Raw genomic sequence first — 16,331 nt, 5'->3', positions numbered from 1 at the left:
ACCGTCGGGCCGAGCATTGTCATCCAGCCTCCAGCCCCATGCCGGCGACGCGACGCAGAAACTCAAGCAATCTGTCACGGTCTTCACTGATCGTCAGATCCTGAAGTTCGCGCATCATTTCTTCGATATCGAGACCTTCGGGAGCAGACTCGGCGGCAACGGTTATCTTCTGGTGCGACGTCGGTTTTGCCGCCTCGACGGAGAAGTACAGCTCCTCGTGCAGCTTTTCGCCGGGTCGCAAGCCGATCTCGTGCATGGCGATGTCGCCTGCAGGGTTGGACGCGTCGCTGACCGTCAGGTTGGACAGCTGCACCATCTTGATGGCGAGGTCCCGGATTCGGACCGCCTGTCCCATGTCAAGCAGGAAGATGCGCCCCGGGAATTGTTTACGAGCATCGTTGTGACGGGCGAGACTTCCGGCCTGAATGACCAGTTGCGCGGCCTCCTCGATGGACATGAAATAACGTGTGGTTTCGGAGTGGGTCAGTGTAATCGGCCCACCCCTGCGGATCTGCTCCTTGAACAACGGTATGACCGAACCGCTGGATCCGATGACATTACCGAAGCGGACGGCGCAAAATACCTTTGCCTTGCCGTCTTTCTGCGCCTTTTCGGCGAAATCCTGGACGATGAGTTCCGCGACGCGCTTGGAGGCGCCCATGATGCTCGATGGCCTGACAGCCTTGTCGGTCGATATCAGGACGAAAACCTCGACATCGCTTTCATAGGCGGCCGACGCCACCGTTGACGTGCCCCATACGTTGTTCTTGATGCCTTCAAACGGATTTGCCTCGACCAGCGGCACATGCTTGTAGGCTGCAGCATGGAACACCGTCTCGACGGCATGTTCGCGCATGATCCTGCGCATCAGCGCCGGGTCATCGACGGATCCAAGCACTGCAACCCGTTCAAGGCCGCTCTGGCTGGCCAGTTCCCGGTCGATCTGATAGAGCGCGAACTCGCTTGAATCCAGCATGATCAGCTTGGACACCCCGACCGTGCTCAACTGCCGGCAGAGTTCGGATCCGATCGAGCCGCCCGCACCGGTGACCAGCACGACCTTGTTACGGGTGTTGGCCTCCATCAGGACGGGATCCGGCGGCACCGCATCCCGTCCAAGCAGATCGCCGATCTCGACGTCGCGAATCAGGTCAACCGTATGCTTGCCGTCGGCGATATCGACGAAGGCAGGCAGAATGCGCACCCGCAGTCCGAGATTGCTCAGCCGCTCGACCACTTCCGCACGACGCGCCGAATTGGCGCTGCGCATGGTCACGATGCCTTCGCTGATGCCCTTCTTCTCGATCAACCGTTCCAGGTCTGCCGGGTTGCTGATCCGGATACCGCCGATCGTGGCACCCCACATGGTCGGGTCGTCATCGACCTGATGAATGGTGATCCGGTTGCTGCTTTGCTTCAGCGTCGCCGCAATCTGGCGGCCGGCATCGCCCGCACCGTAGACCAGGATGTTCCTGCGCTGCGTCTGCTCCTGGGTGAACTCAAGTATGAGCCATCGCGAGACATAGCGAAAACCGGAGATCAGCAGCAGGGACAGGAGCCAGAACAGCACCAGAACGGTGCGTGGGACAAGGGTGGAGCCTTCAAGCCGGGCAACATAGGCCACAACAGCCCAGAACACAGCGGTCAGCGCCACAGCCTTGAAGATCGTCCACAATGCATGCTCGCCCACATAGCGCGTGATCGAAGTATAAAGCCCGAAGGCATACATGATCGGAATTCCGATCGCCGGTGCCGCAAGCATGAGGAGCACCTGATTGATGTCTGGATCGTAAAGCGCGTTGAAGCGAAGCGAATAGGCCAGCCAGACGGCACCCGAAAACAGGATGGAATCGATCATGACAAGAATGAACTGCTTGGAGCGTCGGCTTCTGGCCGCAAGCCAATGGATCACCTTACGCATCATGCCCGTATTCTCTTGTTGTCAATCGATTCCCGCCGAAACACGAGATCCCACAGAAGGCTCAATGGCACAGCCCCCGGCGCTTGGCAACACGAACACGAGACGGATGGCCGAGGGGCTGCCGCCCCCGGAGTTGGCGGGGTTGGTCCGCCGTCAGGTGGATCCCTGACCGGAGATGGCGCAATCTCGGCCTGAGAGAGCGCCCTCTGCAGGTCCGGGGTGGCGGCAGTCCACTAGACCGCCCGACCGCCCGGTCGGGGAGTGCACTGGTTGTTCTCAGGCATTGCCGATCAGCAGGCCTGCTGCAAAGACCAGCGCGCCGCCCAGGACCACCTGAAGGATCGCACGGCTCCAGGGCGTGTCCATCCAGTGGTTCTGAATCCACGCGATGGCCCACAGCTCGACAAACACCACGGCTATGGCCACTGTTGTCGCGATGGTGAAATCGGGAATGAGATAGGGAAGCGCGTGACCGAGGCCGCCGATCGCCGTCATGATGCCTGATGCAAGGCCGCGTTTGAGCGGTGACCCGCGGCCGGAGATCACGCCATCGTCATGGGCGGCTTCGGTAAAGCCCATCGAAATGCCCGCGCCGACCGAGGCTGACAGGCCGACAAGGAAGGTTGTCCAGGTATCACCGGTGGCAAAGGCGGTGGCAAAGATCGGTGCGAGGGTGGAGACCGACCCGTCCATCAGACCGGCGAGGCCTGGCTGGACATAGGTGAGGATGAATTTGCGCCGGTCGGTCTGGGCTTCCTCAGCCTTGACGTCTTCCGGCGTGTGTTGGAGCCCGAGCCTGCGGGCGAGTGATTCATGGCTTTTCTCCGCCAGAGCGAGATCGCCGAGCAGCTTTCTCGTGTCGGCATCCCCGGTGCGGGCAGCCGCGGCCAGATAGAAGTTGTGGGCCTGCGCCTCCATTTCCTCAGCGGTCAGCCGGATCTTGTCGATCGACTGGTTCTTGACCAGCCAGTCGGGCTTGCGTTCGTGGAAACCTCGGACATGCTCGCGGCGAATGAGAGGGATGCGGTCGCCGAAGCGGCTCTTGTGGCGCTCGATGAGACGCACCCGGTGAACGCCCTCTTCCGCCGCCATCTCCTCGAAGACCTTGGCGGACTGCGGGAAGTCGCCACGCAGATGATCCGCATAGGCAAGGTAAATCCGCGCATCATCCTCTTCCGACGATATGGCGAGGGCCAGGACTTCCTGCTCGCTCAACGATTTGAATGACCGGCGGCCGGAACCGAGAATGCGAGACAACATGGAAAACCTCATAAATTAGAATAATTCTAAACTACGATGTTCCAGCGCGGCTATCAAGGCCGGTAAACACAAAGTTGAAGCCGCCCGGGTTGATCAATGAGCCAACCCGGGCCAAGTGTTGCACCATGACCGAAGCGCGTGGCATCGCAGACAGCTTTCTGGACCGGCTGGGACGTTTTCTTGCCCGGCGGCTTCACTCTACCAATGCCGGTTACGAGCCCTACACGCCCTCCGATCCGACAACGCTTTCCCGCACCCTGCAGCCGGGCGATATCGTGCTCGTAGAAGGAAACCAGAAGGTCTCCGCAGCAATCAAGTACCTTACCCAGTCGACCTGGTCGCATGCAGCACTTTATGTCGGCAACGCGCTCAAGCCTGACGAGCAAAGCGGATCGGACTATCCGCAGCTCGTCGAAGTCAATCTTGGCGAAGGCTGCGTTGCCGTGCCGTTGTCAAAGTACAGCCGGTTCAACACACGCATCTGCCGGCCCGTGGGGCTGACGCCGGAGGACCGCGCTGCGGTGGTCTCCTACATGGTGGAGCGGCTCGGTGTCCGCTACGACATGAAGAACATCTTCGACCTCTTGCGCTACTTCCTCCCGACGCCTCCCGTGCCGGTGCGCTGGCGCAGGCGGATGCTCGCCTTCGGCTCGGGTGACCCGACGCGCGCCATCTGCTCTTCGATGATCGCCCAGGCCTTCCAGTCCGTTCGCTACCCGATCCTGCCGGAAGTGACGCGCGCACCGGGCAGACAAAGGGCGGATTCGGACTATTCGCGGCGGGAAATCCTTCATATCAGACACCATTCGCTGTTCGCGCCGCGGGACTTCGACCTCTCGCCCTATTTCAGGGTGGTCAAGCCAACGCTCGAATACGGGTTCGACTACAAGGCGCTGGAATGGGGCCACGGGCAGACAGCCGCCTCGGCCGCGCCCGGCGAGCCCGGCGGTGAACCCGAAGATTGACCATACCCTGCCTGCGGCGGGAAAAGGCTTCAATCGGAGGGGTCCTCATGACAATTTCGGCAGATACTGATGGTGACCTCCGGAAGCATGGCCGGGTGTTCCACCCGAAGATCCCGACCAGGTTGCGCAACTGCGACGGTCAGACCTTCCTCCCGGACCTGGGAGCCGGACTGGCGGTCGCGATGGTGGCGCTGGTGCTGTTGATGGCTCTTGCAATTGCCTCGGGCGCCAACCCCGGCACAGGCCTCGTCAAGGCGATCGTTGCCGGCCTGGCAATCTCGGCACCGGGCGTCAGCCGCGCAAGGATCGGTGGCCGGACAGGTAGGTAACTGCGCTGTTTCACGTCCTGCTCAATGCACGACAATGGCGGCATCGGGGTGGACCGGGCGAGGAAACCTGTTGATGCGAGCTGATGCAACGGATATTGGTCTGCCGCGATCAAGCATGGAAATCGCGTCGACAGGTTTGCATCACCAGCCAATGGTTCTCCGAAGATCTTGCTCTTGCCCGACACAAAAACCGTCAAAGGCATCTCCGCAGGCGATTTGAGACCATCGCACGTGACACGGCCTGATTGGCCGATGCGGGGCTTGCGATGAGCCTTTATCCAGGGGTCAGCTTTTCGCAGCCAGAGGGGTGCCACACGTGAAAATCGTCATAACGGGCGCGACCGGATATGTGGGCCGGAACCTTGTTCCGCTGTTGCGGGAGGGTGGCGCAGACATGCTGCTGGCCGGGCGTGACAAGGCAAAGATCAGCCGTATGTTTCCAGGCTTCGCGTGCTGTGACTACACCGAGCTCGCCGAGAAGGCCAAGGGCTGTACGGTTCTGCTGCATCTGGCGGTTCTGAACAATACGTCCAGCGAACCACTTGAGACCTTTCTGAAGGTCAATGTCGACTGTGCGCTGGAAACAGCCATGCTGGCGCGCGAAGCCGGGATAGAGACCTTCGTGAATTTCTCTTCCACGCATGCGCTTGATCAGTCCAACACCTCGTCCTACGCGATCAGCAAGCGCAAGGCGGCGGACGAACTGGCACATGTCAAGGGCATGAGGGTAATCAACCTCTACCTGCCCTATGTCTACAACCCTGATTTTTCTGACCGGCTGACATTTCTTTCGAAGCTTCCGGCCCCTCTCGCCCGGTTCGCCTTCAGCGCGATCGCTTCGCTCAAACCCACCGTTTCAATCCACCGGATCGCCCAGGTGGTCGCATCCCTGGACAGCCGGGATCCCTCCGACTTGGCCGAACCGGCCATCATCAGCGATGGCCAATCCGGCAATCCGGTCTATGGCCTGATCATGCGGGGTCTCGATCTGGTTTTCGCATTGACCGTCACGGTGGTCTTCTGGTGGCTGCTGCTGATCATCTGGGCACTGGTAAGGTTCGGATCGAAGGGTCCCGGAATCTTTGCGCAGGAGCGGGTCGGCCGAAACGGGCGGCCCTTCACCTGCTACAAGTTCCGGACCATGCAGACAGGGACTGCACATCTGGGCACCCATGAAGTCAGCGCCAGTTCAGTGACCCGGCTTGGCGCGGTGCTGCGCAAACTCAAGCTTGATGAACTGCCGCAGATCATCAACATCTTCCGCAACGAGATCAGCCTGATCGGGCCACGGCCATGCCTGCCGGTTCAGCGCGAACTTGTAGAAGCCCGGCGGCGACTGGGTGTGCTCGCACTCAAGCCAGGAATCAGCGGCCTGGCGCAGGTGAATGGCGTTGACATGAGCGACCCCGGGAAACTGGCAAACCTAGATGCGCGTTACCTGGCACTCCAGTCACTGCTGCTGGATCTCAAGATCATCATTGCCACGGCACTTGGAAGCGGGAACGGCGACCGGGTTGCCAAGTAGGCCGGTTTCCCATTCATTCAAACAGGGATGCCGCGAGCGCGGCGGGATCAGATCGAACTGCAAAGGACACCAACATCATGAAAGCACTCGTCACCGGAGGCGCCGGCTTCATCGGATCAAACCTGTGCCGGCTGCTTCGTTCCCAGGGACACGAGGTGGTGGTGATCGATTCGCTGCTGAGCGGTTATCGCCTCAACCTGGATTTCGATCCGGAGATCCGCTTCGTTGAAGCCGACATCCGTGATGCGAGTGCCGTGGAAGCCGCTGTCGAGGGCTGCGATGTCGTTTTCCATCTGGCCGCAGCAGTCGGCAACAAGCGGTCGATCGATGACCCGCGGCTTGATGCGGACATCAATGTGATGGGTACGGTTACCTTGATGGAGGCAGCCCGCAGGGCCGGTGTCGGCCGTGTGGTGGTCTCTTCATCCGCCGGTATCTTCGGTGAGCTCAAGACGCTGCCGATATCGGAAGACCATCCGATCGATCCGGACAGTCCCTATGGCGCCTCGAAGCTGTTCAAGGAAAAGTTCTCGCTGAGCTATTCGAAGCTCTACGACATCGGCGTGGTGGCCCTGCGCTATTTCAATGTCTACGGGATCAACCAGCGATTTGACGCCTATGGCAACGTCATCCCTATCTTTGCCTACAGAATGCTACGCGGTGAGCCGATCACTGTGTTCGGCGACGGTGAACAGACCAGGGATTTCGTCAACGTCCAGGACGTGGCCCAGGCAAACTACAAGGCCGGGTTGGCTGAGGGGGTCTCGGGCGCCTTCAACCTGGGCAGCGGAACCCGTATCACCATCAATGCGCTGATTGAGATGATGCAGGAAGCTTCGGGCATCAAGGCAACCGTCGAGTACGGCCCGCCGCGCCCCGGCGACGTGCGCGATTCACTGGCCGACATCTCGGCAGCTCGCGCCTCGCTCGGCTTTTCGCCATCCGCCGACTTCGAAGCCTGCCTGCGGGACTATATGGCTTGGCTCAAGACGGACATGGCGAACTGACCATGGATGCCGCAGCGCCCGCCGGGGACAAACTCGACATCCTGATCGTCAGCCAGTATTTCTGGCCCGAGGACATCAGGCTGAACGAGCTCGCCATCGGGCTTGCCGAGCGCGGCCATAACATCACCGTACTGACGGGATTGCCGAACTACCCCACCGGCAAGATTTTCCCCACGCATGGCTGGCGCGGTCCGTGGACAGAGACGTACCAGGGCGTTCGGGTTATCCGTGCTCCGCTCATCCCGCGCGGCCGGAAAAGCAAGATCGGGCTTGTGCTGAACTATTTCAGTTTCGCACTGACGGCGAGCGTGCTGGCGCTGTTTCGTGCCGCAAGGCGCTACGATGCCGTATTCGTCTACGAGATCTCACCCGTGACCGTGGGCTTTCCCGGCATGGTCGCCGCCTGGAAAGCGGAGGCGCCGATGTTCCTGTGGGTTCTCGATCTCTGGCCGGAAAGCCTTTCAGCATCGGGGATGATGAATTCACCACTCGCCAACAAGGTGGCGAGTTGGCTTGCACGCAGGGTCTACGCCGGCAGCGATGTGATTCTCGCGACCTCGCAGGGATTCGAAAGCTCGATCTGCCGCGTGGCGGGCAAAAAGCGCGAAGTCAGATGGTTTCCGCAATGGGAAGACCTGCGCAAGGATGCGGCGCCGATCGGCGACACCCGCCTTCCTGCGCTGCCGCAAGGCTTCAAGGTGGTGTTTACCGGCAATGTTGGCGCGTCCCAGGATTTCGAGACGGTGGTTGGCGCGGCGGAGCTGCTCAAGGATCGCGAGGACATCCAGTTCGTCATCGTCGGCGACGGCCACAAGCTCGACTGGGTGCGCGAACAGTCGGCCAAACGCGGACTGTCCGAAACCTTCCATTGCCTGGGTCGGTTTCCGTCGACCACAATGCCGGCATTCTACCGGCAGGCCGACGCGCTCCTCATCTCCCTGCGCGACGAGCCCGCATTCGCGGTGACCGTTCCGGCAAAGCTGCAATCCTATCTCGCGGCCGGAAAGCCAATTGTCTCCTGCGTCAGCGGAGAAGTGAAGAAGATCGTGACGGACAGCGGCGCCGGTATCGGCGTCGATGCAGGCTCTCCCGAGGCGCTGGCTTCCGCGATCGCAGAGCTAGCCGCCAGGAACCCGGCCGAGCGGGGGGAGATGGGCCGGCGCGGCCGCGCCTACATGGAAAAACACTACAACATGGACACGCTTTTTGATCAGCTCGTGGAATGGTTCCGAGCGGAAAAGCGTGCCCCGTAAGGCCGGCCAACGCGCGTGCCGATAAACTGACGAACAGGAATGGAGAGGGACATGCGAATACTTGTACTGGGTGGCGACGGCATGCTGGGGCACCAGATTCTCAAGCAGTTGTCCCCGCGGCACGAAGTGGCGGTGACCTTGCGCCAGGACAAATCCTGCTATGTCAGCTACGGCCTGTTTACCGAGGAAAACTCATTCTTCGGGGTCGACGTTCGCAGCATCGACCGGGTCAGTGAAGTGATGGCGCAATTTCAACCTGATGCGGTGATCAACTGCGTCGGCATCATCAAGCAGCGTCCCTCCGCCAAGCAGTCGATCCTCAGCCTCGAAATCAACGCACTGCTACCGCACAGGCTGGCCGTATTGTGCCGCCTGGCGGGCGCACGGCTGGTGCATATGAGCACGGATTGTGTCTTCACGGGGAGCAAGGGCAATTACCTCGAATCCGACGTCTCGGATGCCGAGGATCTTTACGGCCGGTCGAAATTCCTCGGCGAGGTGGACGACGAAGGCTGCATAACGCTGCGCACCTCGATTATAGGCCCTGAACTCAGCCGCAAATCCAGCCTGCTCGAATGGGTGCTGGCGCAGCAGGGAACCGTCAAGGGATTCCAAAATGCGATCTTTTCAGGATTCACCACGATCGAGATGGCGCGAATCATCGAAATGGTGCTTCGGACCAAGACGGAAGCGCGGGGAATATATCAGGTGTCGAGCGAACCGATTGACAAGCATGCCCTGCTTCTGCTGATCAAGCAGTCCCTGCATCCCTCGATCGAGGTGGTTCCCGACTCCGCCGTGAAGATCGATCGAAGCCTCGATTCAACCCGGTTTCGCGAGCACTTCGGCTACACGCCGCCTTCCTGGCCGGAGATGATAGCAGAGCTGGCCAGGGCCAGGTAACCGGAGGGGCCAACCGCCTGCCCGCGCCAGGGTACATATCGTGCGGCACGGGTTGACGGTTTTCCGCCGACCGGGCATCACACGGCCAAGACAAGTGCGACCAGTCAGATTCAAGGAAGTAACGGATGTTTGCAGACAAGGTGCTGTTGATTACCGGAGGGACCGGCTCCTTCGGCCGCGCGACCGTCAAGCGCTTTCTTGATACGGACATCCGCGAGATCCGCATCCTGAGCCGGGATGAGAAGAAGCAGGATGACATGCGCAAGCATTTCAATCATCCCAAGCTCAAGTTCTACCTGGGCGATGTGCGCGATCTGGCGAGCGTCGAGCGGGCCATGCGCGGCGTGGACTACTGCTTTCACGCCGCAGCGCTTAAACAGGTACCGTCCTGCGAATTTCATCCGATGGAAGCCGTGCGGACCAATGTAATGGGCACCGAGAACGTGCTTGAAGCAGCGATCACTCACCGGCTGAAGCGGGTGGTCTGTCTTTCCACCGACAAGGCTGTCTATCCGATCAACGCCATGGGCATTTCCAAGGCGATGATGGAAAAGGTCATGGTTGCCGCTTCCCGCAATTTGGATCCTGAACAAACGGTGATCTGCGGAACCCGCTACGGCAACGTCATGGCGTCACGCGGCTCGGTCATCCCGCTCTTCATCGAGCAGATCCGCGCCGGCAAGCCGATCACCATCACCAACCCGGAGATGACCCGGTTCATGATGACGCTGGAAGAGGCGGTGGAGCTGGTGATCTATGCCTTCACCCACGGCCGCAACGGTGACATCTTCGTGCAGAAGGCTCCTGCAAGCACGGTCGCGGTGCTGGCGAGAGCCATCACCGACCTGTTCAGGAAACCCGACCATCCGATCAAGGAGATCGGGACACGGCATGGCGAGAAGATCTTCGAAGTGCTGCTGAGCCGCGAAGAGTTCGCCATCGCTGATGATCTGGGTGGTTATTATCGAATCCCTGCCGATGGCAGGGATCTGAACTACTCCATCTTCGTGGAGGAAGGCGAGGCGCGCCTCAACCAGCTCGATGAGTACAATTCGCACAACACCACGCGCCTGAACGAAGCCGAGTTGAGCGAGCTGCTGATGAAGGTGAGCTATGTTCAGCAGGCGCTCGAGGGTACGCAGCCGGAAATGCTCGACTGAGACTAACGGCTCATGGCTGAGACGGCACCCGTGACGTGACACCTCCCAGGCACCGGCCAACCCGCCTGCCCCCTCCAGCCCGGGACCTTCAATCGAGCAGCTGGCCGCTACTTGGTTTCGGTCCGCGTCCGGCTGGAGCGTCCGATCCCGATGATCTCAAGCCCGTAGCCGGCTGCCATGGCCGGGTCGAATACATTCCTGCCATCAAAAATGACAGGATGCTTCAGTTTTCCGGCGATCTCGGCCATGTCGGGCGAACGGAAGCTCTTCCATTCCGTTACCAGAACCAGAGCATCGGCACCCTCCAGCGCCTCTTCCTGTGATTGCGCCAGAACCATGTCGGGACGATCGCCATACACTCCCCGACAGGCTTCCATGGCCTTCGGATCATAGGCCCGGACCCGGGCCCCGGCGGCCCAGAGTGCCTCCATCAAGGTGCGGGACGGCGCTTCGCGGATATCGTCGGTGTTGGGTTTGAAGGACAGCCCCCACAGGGCAAATGTCCGGCCTTTCAAATCTCTGCCGAAGCGGGAGCGGATCTTGTCGAACAAGAGGGTCTTCTGGTGGTTGTTGCGATCGTCGACCGCTTCCATGACCAACGGATCGATGCCGTGCTCGCGGGCCGAGCTGATCAGCGCCCGCACATCCTTTGGAAAGCAGGATCCGCCATAGCCGACGCCGGGATAGATGAAATGGTAGCCGATCCGCGGGTCCGACCCGATGCCCAGCCGCACCTTCTCAATGTCGGCACCGATCTTGTCAGCCAGAAGCGCCATCTCGTTCATGAAGCTGATCTTGGCAGCAAGCATGCAGTTGGCCGCATATTTTGTCAGTTCGGCGCTGCGAACATCCATGACGAGGATCTTGTCGTGATTGCGGTTGAACGGCCCGTAGAGCTCGCGCAGCAGCTGCTCCGAGCGGCCGCCAGCGGTCTCGACACCGAGAACGATCCTGTCAGGCTTCATGCAATCCGCCACCGCGGCGCCTTCCTTGAGGAACTCGGGGTTTGAGACAACGTCGAATTCGAGACCGGCCAGGCCACGCTCGGCCAGCCGGGCCGCAACAGCCGCCCTGACCCGGTCGGCGGTCCCCACCGGCACCGTTGACTTGTTGATGATGATCTTCGGATCCTGCATCAGGGACCCGACCATTTCGGCCACCGAAAGCACGTGCCGGAGATCGGCCGACCCGTCTTCGTCCGGCGGGGTCCCCACGGCAATGAAGATGATTGGCGCTGAAGCCACGCCGACAGACGGATCTGTGGTGAAGCTCAGCCGGCCTGCAGCCTGGTTGTCGCGAACAAGCGCCTCGAGACCGGGCTCGTAGATCGGCACCTCGCCCCTTTTCAATCCAGCAATCTTCTCCGCATCAACATCCACGCAGGTAACATCGTGACCGACATCGGACATCGTGGCCGCCAGGACCAATCCGACATAACCGGTTCCAAAAATCGCAATCTGCATGGGAGCAACTCTCTGCTTTTCGACATTGGTCCCGTTGACGGGAGGGTGACCTCGTAAACCGCGCCGGCATCACAAAGTCAAGCGGAGCGAGGCCGGCGATGCGCGGTCAAGTCCAGGCAGCAGCGGCGCAAGCTGAAAAGCCGAACTACCGATGCCCGGTTCCGTCGGGGCTGGAGTTCCCGGCTCCGTTCACGCATCGTTGAAACACGCCAAAGAGTTCGGCGGCGTTGCGCTCGACACTGAAATTGCGCTCCGCCAGCGCCTGCGCTTCCTGCCCCATGGCTCTCGTCTTTTCGCGGTCGCCTGCGCAGGCAAGGATGGCGTCGGCCAGACGCTCCGGCGCGTGGGGCGGAATGGTCAGCCCTGTCACACCGTCAATGATCGTATCATCGGTCGGCTCGGTTACCGCCACGATACTGGGAACAGCGGAAAATGCAGCCTCGAAAACCGGGCGCCCGGGGGCATTGAAATGGGAGGGGAAACACAGAACGTCGAAATGCCGGTAGGCCTGCGCGATATCGCTCATGAAGCCGAGCATGTGAAAATCGTTCTCCAGACCGTAGTCTGCGATCTTTGCCTGAACCTGTGCCTTGATGTTCTGGTTGAGCCCGAAGGCGTGGAGCAAGCGGGCCTTGAGCGACGTGGAGGGGCGGGCGTCATCACCGACGATGACATATTCAACATCGCCGCCGCGCTGCTTGACGATACGGGCGGCCTCGACGAGATCCTGTATGCCCTTGACCTTGAGGAGATTGCCGACAAAACCGACACGCAGTGCGCCGGGGCGCAACCGCGCGATGCTTTCGCAAAACGCGGTGTCTGGTTCCCCTGCAGGCTTCGGCGTAAAGGCATTGTGGATGACCTCGACCGGCAGATCCTCCGGCAGGCTCTGGCGGACCGTCTCATCGATCGCGATCACCGCATCGGCATTATCCCGCAGGACCGCGTTTACGAAGCGGCTGCGCAGCGCCTTGCGGTCGAGGCGGGCAACGGAACGGACATGGACGACAACAGGCACGCCATAGCGCCGCTTGGCCAGCCACATCGGCAGAAGCCCCGTGAACTCGTTGACATGGATAAGGTCGATGTCCGGCCAGCGCCTTTGCGCTTCGCGTATCGCGGAAAACGTCGCAGGCAGGTTGACGATCTCGCGCAGCAGCACCAGCCAGCGGAAACCGCGGTAGTAGCTGTACTGGGTGTTGTCAAACTGGCTGAGCCCGGACACGGCCAAAACCTTGCCCAGCTTGCCGAAAAAACCCTCAACGGTTCCACGCGGTGTCAGAAAATGGGCTTCAATGTCGACAGGAAAGGCACGCACTGCCTCTGTCAGGCTGCGGGACGATCCGCCGAAGGCGCCCGTGATGTGAATGAAAAGAACCTTCATGAAGTTGTGCCGCTCCGCCTGATCGGTTGATCCGCCGGCTCAACCGACATAACGCCGTGTTGCGTTGACCATCTTCTTGGCGGTTTCGAATATCTTGTGGCTGGTCCTGTAGTCCTCGAAGGTCTTTGTCGGCGCGGCCATCATGGCATCGAACTCCGCCTCGGAGAAGCCGAGCTTCTTGATCGTGTATTCGCGGTCTTCCTCAAGCAGGTTTTCGGGATAGGCCGGCAGCTTCATCTGCTCCAGCGCCTCTTCCCGGGTCATCTGGCCCGAGAGAACGAGATTGGAGTAATGGGCCTTGCGCTTGTCGATGTCGAATTTCCGCGGCAGGATGTAGGCTTGGTAGAAGCGCGTGTAGATGGATTCATAGTGCTTGCCGCCATAATAGACCCAGCCGAGCTGGTTCTGCAGCACATCCATGGCCTCCGCCTTGTCGTAGTTGACATAATTGAGGATGGAGACCATGCGAATGCGCCGTATGAAGACGAAATAGGCAAGCTTGAACAGGGAAAAATGCGGATAGGTGGACAATCGCGACGTGCCGAACCGTTTGTGCACATCCTTGACGTACCGCCAGTCGAAATATCCGTAGCCCCACTTCTCCGGCAAAATGGCTTCCGAGACCACATTTGTGCCGGTGATAACGTGCTTGAGCCCATGCTTTGCCGCAAGTTCGTAGAGCAGCGCGAAAATGGCATGGTCGGTCGGGACTTCACCATCCGGTGTAGACGCTTTGAGGAAGGACGACTGCAGGTTTCTGAATTCCTCCCAGTTGAGAACATGGGTGTATAGATCGATGCCCAGCGTGTTCAGTGTCTTTTCGATGTTGGCTACAGCGAGTTCGGAGTTCCAGCCATTGTCGAGATGCACAGCGAGAGGGCGCAATCCAAGTTTCTTCACAAGCCAGGCGACATAGGTGCTGTCCACTCCGCCACTTACGCCGATGACGCAATCATAAGGTTTTCCGTTCCCGACCGCCTTGATTTCCTCGATCAGCGTCTTGAGCCGCTCGTCCCGCTCCTCGACGGGAATCAGGCGGGTTTTGGATACCAGATCATAACGGTGGCAATGATTGCAGACACCTTCAGCATCGAAGCTGATGTCGGGATCGGTCGTATCCATGATGCAACGTGTGCAGACTGTCATGCGGAAATACTCTCACGAATATTGGGGTCATCAGCTCTCGCGGAGGTCATATCCTCTCTGACATTTTCAGCAAAGGTTTTTCGCCCGTGAATCAGGAGCTGGAAGTAGAGCACGAAAAGAAAGCTCGAAGGGTGCAGCACGCTGCCATAGTTCGTGGCCAGAATCACGATGCCGGGGAAGATGGCACACCCCAGATAGTCGCCGGCTCTTGCATGCTGGTGGAGCCGGGCGACCATGAAGAAGATCAGAAAGAATGCAGGCCAGCCGTATGTGGCAAGAAGGCGGGTAAGGAGGGCTTCCGAACCAGACAGAACCGGCTGATTCGGCTCGGGAACGGGTACGGCCAGGGAGAAGAAATCGAAATTGCCAAGGCCCATAAGGTACGGGCTGCTCAGAAAAAATTCGAAGTGCTTCTGCCAGATCCAAGGACGCGTTATCTGTTCATAGACATCCTTTACTTCGAGCCCCGTCTTGCCGCGCAGCAACAGCCGGGAAACAATCTCGTTGTCCTGGAAATGGACCAGAATATACGGAGCAACCAAAATGGAGCCGTGAATCACCAGAACCAGGACCAGCGGAACGAAGAACAGGATGCGCCAGTTCTGCCGCACCCGCGAGAACCAGACCGCCAGCGGCGCATAGATCGCACCCGCCAGTATGGCGGTCCTGACGAAGGAGAAAACCAGGAAATAGAATCCTGCCGTGTTCGACAGAAGACGGAGCCGAAAGCTCTCCCGGCTTTCCGAGACAACAATCACCACGAACAGCGAGAACAACCCGGTCAAGACGACGCTGGGAAAGAATGAGAGCCGCCAGATCGTGAAGTCGGAGGAGGTCATGCGCGGCAGGAACCCCCAAGGATTGTTGTCCAGAACAATGTAGCCGGCACAGCCAGCCAGGACCGATCCCGCAAACAGGACCATGTAGGCCCGGGAGCTCAGACGCACATCCAGCGCGCATACCCACAACAGCACCCAGACGAACAGAAAGAGCTGGATGGCTGCACGGTAGTCCCCCATTGCAAGCTGCCACCCACCGGCCATCAAGACGAAGACCAGGAGCGGCCAGCCGATCCCGACTGAAGCCGCCGCAATGCCACGCCACCACAGAAGCGGGACCAGAAGTGCCGGAAGCACGATGGCAAAATAGAGCGGCGAATAGGGCCTGACCGCGGTGTCCTGCCCCACCAGCATCGATAGCATGATCGAGAGAACGATAAATCCGAGATAGGAGATGCGTTTGAGATCAGGCATCACCCGAGCGCAGCCTCCAGTTGATCCCTCGGCGGATAGGTAATCAGCACCGCCTTGTGCCGCCCCTGAAAGACAAACATCGCGCCCGCGGCGACAGCTGACGCGCCCTTCTGTTTGGCCGCCTTGAAATCCTCGACGTTTCCCGCACCGCCCGACGCTATCACCGGGACACTGACGGCGGCGCACACGGTCTCGACGAGATCGAGCTTGTAGCCGTTCATCATTCCCTCATGATCAACCGATGTGAGATAGATCTCGCCAGCTCCCAGAGCCTCGACCTGCCGGGCCCACTTGACCGGATCCTTTTCGCTCACCCGTGCTCCGCTGGCGGAGTGAACCTGAAATCCGCCGAAAAGGGTCTTCTTGACGTCGATGGACACGATGATTGCCTGGCTGCCAAATTCGTCTGCGGCAGCCCGCACCAGGTCCGGCGTGGCAAGTGCAGCATGATTGAGGACGACCTTTTCAACGCCGGCCTTCAGAATCGCACGGATGTCCTCGACCGTTCGGATCCCCCCGCCATAGGCGAGTGGCATGAAGCATTCCGCGGTGATGTTGCTGATTGTCTCGAATGCCGGCGGACGCCCCTCACGGGAGGCGGAAATGTCGAGAATGATCAGTTCGTCGACTTCCTTTGTGTTGAATATCTTGATGGCGTTGATCGGATCGCCAATGTAGACCGGCTTTGCAAATTTCGTGGTCTTGACCAGACCACCCTGCTTGAGAAGCAATGTCGGGATAACCCGCGTGGTCAGCATGGCG

General features: G+C 59.9%; 14 protein-coding genes. 7 read left to right on the top strand and 7 right to left on the bottom strand.

Annotated elements, in window-relative coordinates; genetic code table 11:
• Positions 1-19: 19 nt before the first annotated feature.
• A complete protein-coding gene (locus tag CRO46_RS13565; protein WP_097108339.1) occupies positions 20-1,924 on the bottom strand; it encodes a polysaccharide biosynthesis protein in 1,905 nt (634 codons plus the stop codon).
• A 273-nt stretch (positions 1,925-2,197) separates the two neighbouring features.
• Positions 2,198-3,181, bottom strand: a complete 984-nt coding sequence (mbfA, locus tag CRO46_RS13560; RefSeq protein WP_097108671.1) for an iron exporter MbfA — start codon at positions 3,179-3,181, stop codon at positions 2,198-2,200.
• Between the two features lie 125 nt (positions 3,182-3,306).
• On the opposite strand from mbfA, the gene CRO46_RS13555 reads away from it, so the two are divergent.
• From CRO46_RS13555 to CRO46_RS13525, 7 genes are all read left to right on the top strand, one after another.
• Positions 3,307-4,146 (top strand): YiiX/YebB-like N1pC/P60 family cysteine hydrolase, encoded by an 840-nt coding sequence (locus CRO46_RS13555; RefSeq protein WP_097108338.1) that lies wholly within the window; start codon positions 3,307-3,309, stop codon positions 4,144-4,146.
• Positions 4,147-4,193: 47 nt separating this feature from the next.
• Positions 4,194-4,475 carry a SulP family inorganic anion transporter gene (locus CRO46_RS13550; RefSeq protein WP_097108337.1) on the top strand — a complete coding sequence of 94 codons (282 nt, stop codon included), beginning with the start codon at positions 4,194-4,196 and terminating at the stop codon, positions 4,473-4,475.
• A gap of 316 nt (positions 4,476-4,791) precedes the next feature.
• Complete coding sequence (locus tag CRO46_RS13545) at positions 4,792-6,000, top strand: sugar transferase (protein WP_210421528.1); 1,209 nt, start codon at positions 4,792-4,794, stop codon at positions 5,998-6,000.
• Positions 6,001-6,077: 77 nt separating this feature from the next.
• The gene (locus CRO46_RS13540; protein WP_097108336.1) at positions 6,078-7,007 is read left to right on the top strand and encodes an SDR family NAD(P)-dependent oxidoreductase; all 930 of its coding nucleotides are present in this window, start codon (positions 6,078-6,080) and stop codon (positions 7,005-7,007) included.
• Positions 6,980-8,260 (top strand): glycosyltransferase family 4 protein, encoded by a 1,281-nt coding sequence (locus CRO46_RS13535; RefSeq protein WP_143439048.1) that lies wholly within the window; start codon positions 6,980-6,982, stop codon positions 8,258-8,260. Before CRO46_RS13540 ends, CRO46_RS13535 begins: the two co-directional genes overlap by 28 nt.
• A 51-nt stretch (positions 8,261-8,311) precedes the next feature.
• Positions 8,312-9,163: a dTDP-4-dehydrorhamnose reductase family protein gene (locus CRO46_RS13530; protein WP_097108334.1), complete on the top strand. Its 852-nt coding sequence runs from the start codon at positions 8,312-8,314 to the stop codon at positions 9,161-9,163.
• Positions 9,164-9,288: 125 nt separating this feature from the next.
• Positions 9,289-10,323 (top strand): polysaccharide biosynthesis protein, encoded by a 1,035-nt coding sequence (locus CRO46_RS13525; RefSeq protein WP_097108333.1) that lies wholly within the window; start codon positions 9,289-9,291, stop codon positions 10,321-10,323.
• 107 nt (positions 10,324-10,430) lie between these two features.
• Here the strand turns inward: CRO46_RS13525 and CRO46_RS13520 are convergent, their stop codons facing one another.
• From CRO46_RS13520 to CRO46_RS13500, 5 genes are all read right to left on the bottom strand, one after another.
• Entirely contained in the window at positions 10,431-11,786 is a 1,356-nt protein-coding gene (locus tag CRO46_RS13520; protein ID WP_097108332.1) for a UDP-glucose dehydrogenase family protein, read from the bottom strand.
• A gap of 145 nt (positions 11,787-11,931) precedes the next feature.
• Positions 11,932-13,170 carry a glycosyltransferase family 4 protein gene (locus CRO46_RS13515; RefSeq protein ID WP_097108331.1) on the bottom strand — a complete coding sequence of 413 codons (1,239 nt, stop codon included), beginning with the start codon at positions 13,168-13,170 and terminating at the stop codon, positions 11,932-11,934.
• A 39-nt stretch (positions 13,171-13,209) separates the two neighbouring features.
• Positions 13,210-14,316 (bottom strand): N-acetyl sugar amidotransferase, encoded by a 1,107-nt coding sequence (locus CRO46_RS13510; RefSeq protein ID WP_097108330.1) that lies wholly within the window; start codon positions 14,314-14,316, stop codon positions 13,210-13,212.
• Positions 14,313-15,569 (bottom strand): hypothetical protein, encoded by a 1,257-nt coding sequence (locus tag CRO46_RS13505; RefSeq protein WP_097108329.1) that lies wholly within the window; start codon positions 15,567-15,569, stop codon positions 14,313-14,315. Before CRO46_RS13505 ends, CRO46_RS13510 begins: the two co-directional genes overlap by 4 nt.
• A complete protein-coding gene (locus CRO46_RS13500; protein WP_097108328.1) occupies positions 15,569-16,327 on the bottom strand; it encodes an AglZ/HisF2 family acetamidino modification protein in 759 nt (252 codons plus the stop codon). Before CRO46_RS13500 ends, CRO46_RS13505 begins: the two co-directional genes overlap by 1 nt.
• Between the last annotated feature and the right edge of the window lie 4 nt (positions 16,328-16,331).

Origin of the sequence: Parahoeflea halophila (genome assembly GCF_900220985.1) — a bacterium.
In the GTDB taxonomy this organism is placed as follows: Bacteria; Pseudomonadota; Alphaproteobacteria; order Rhizobiales; family Rhizobiaceae; genus Hoeflea; species Hoeflea halophila.
This window is presented reverse-complemented; position numbering and strand designations above follow the sequence as displayed.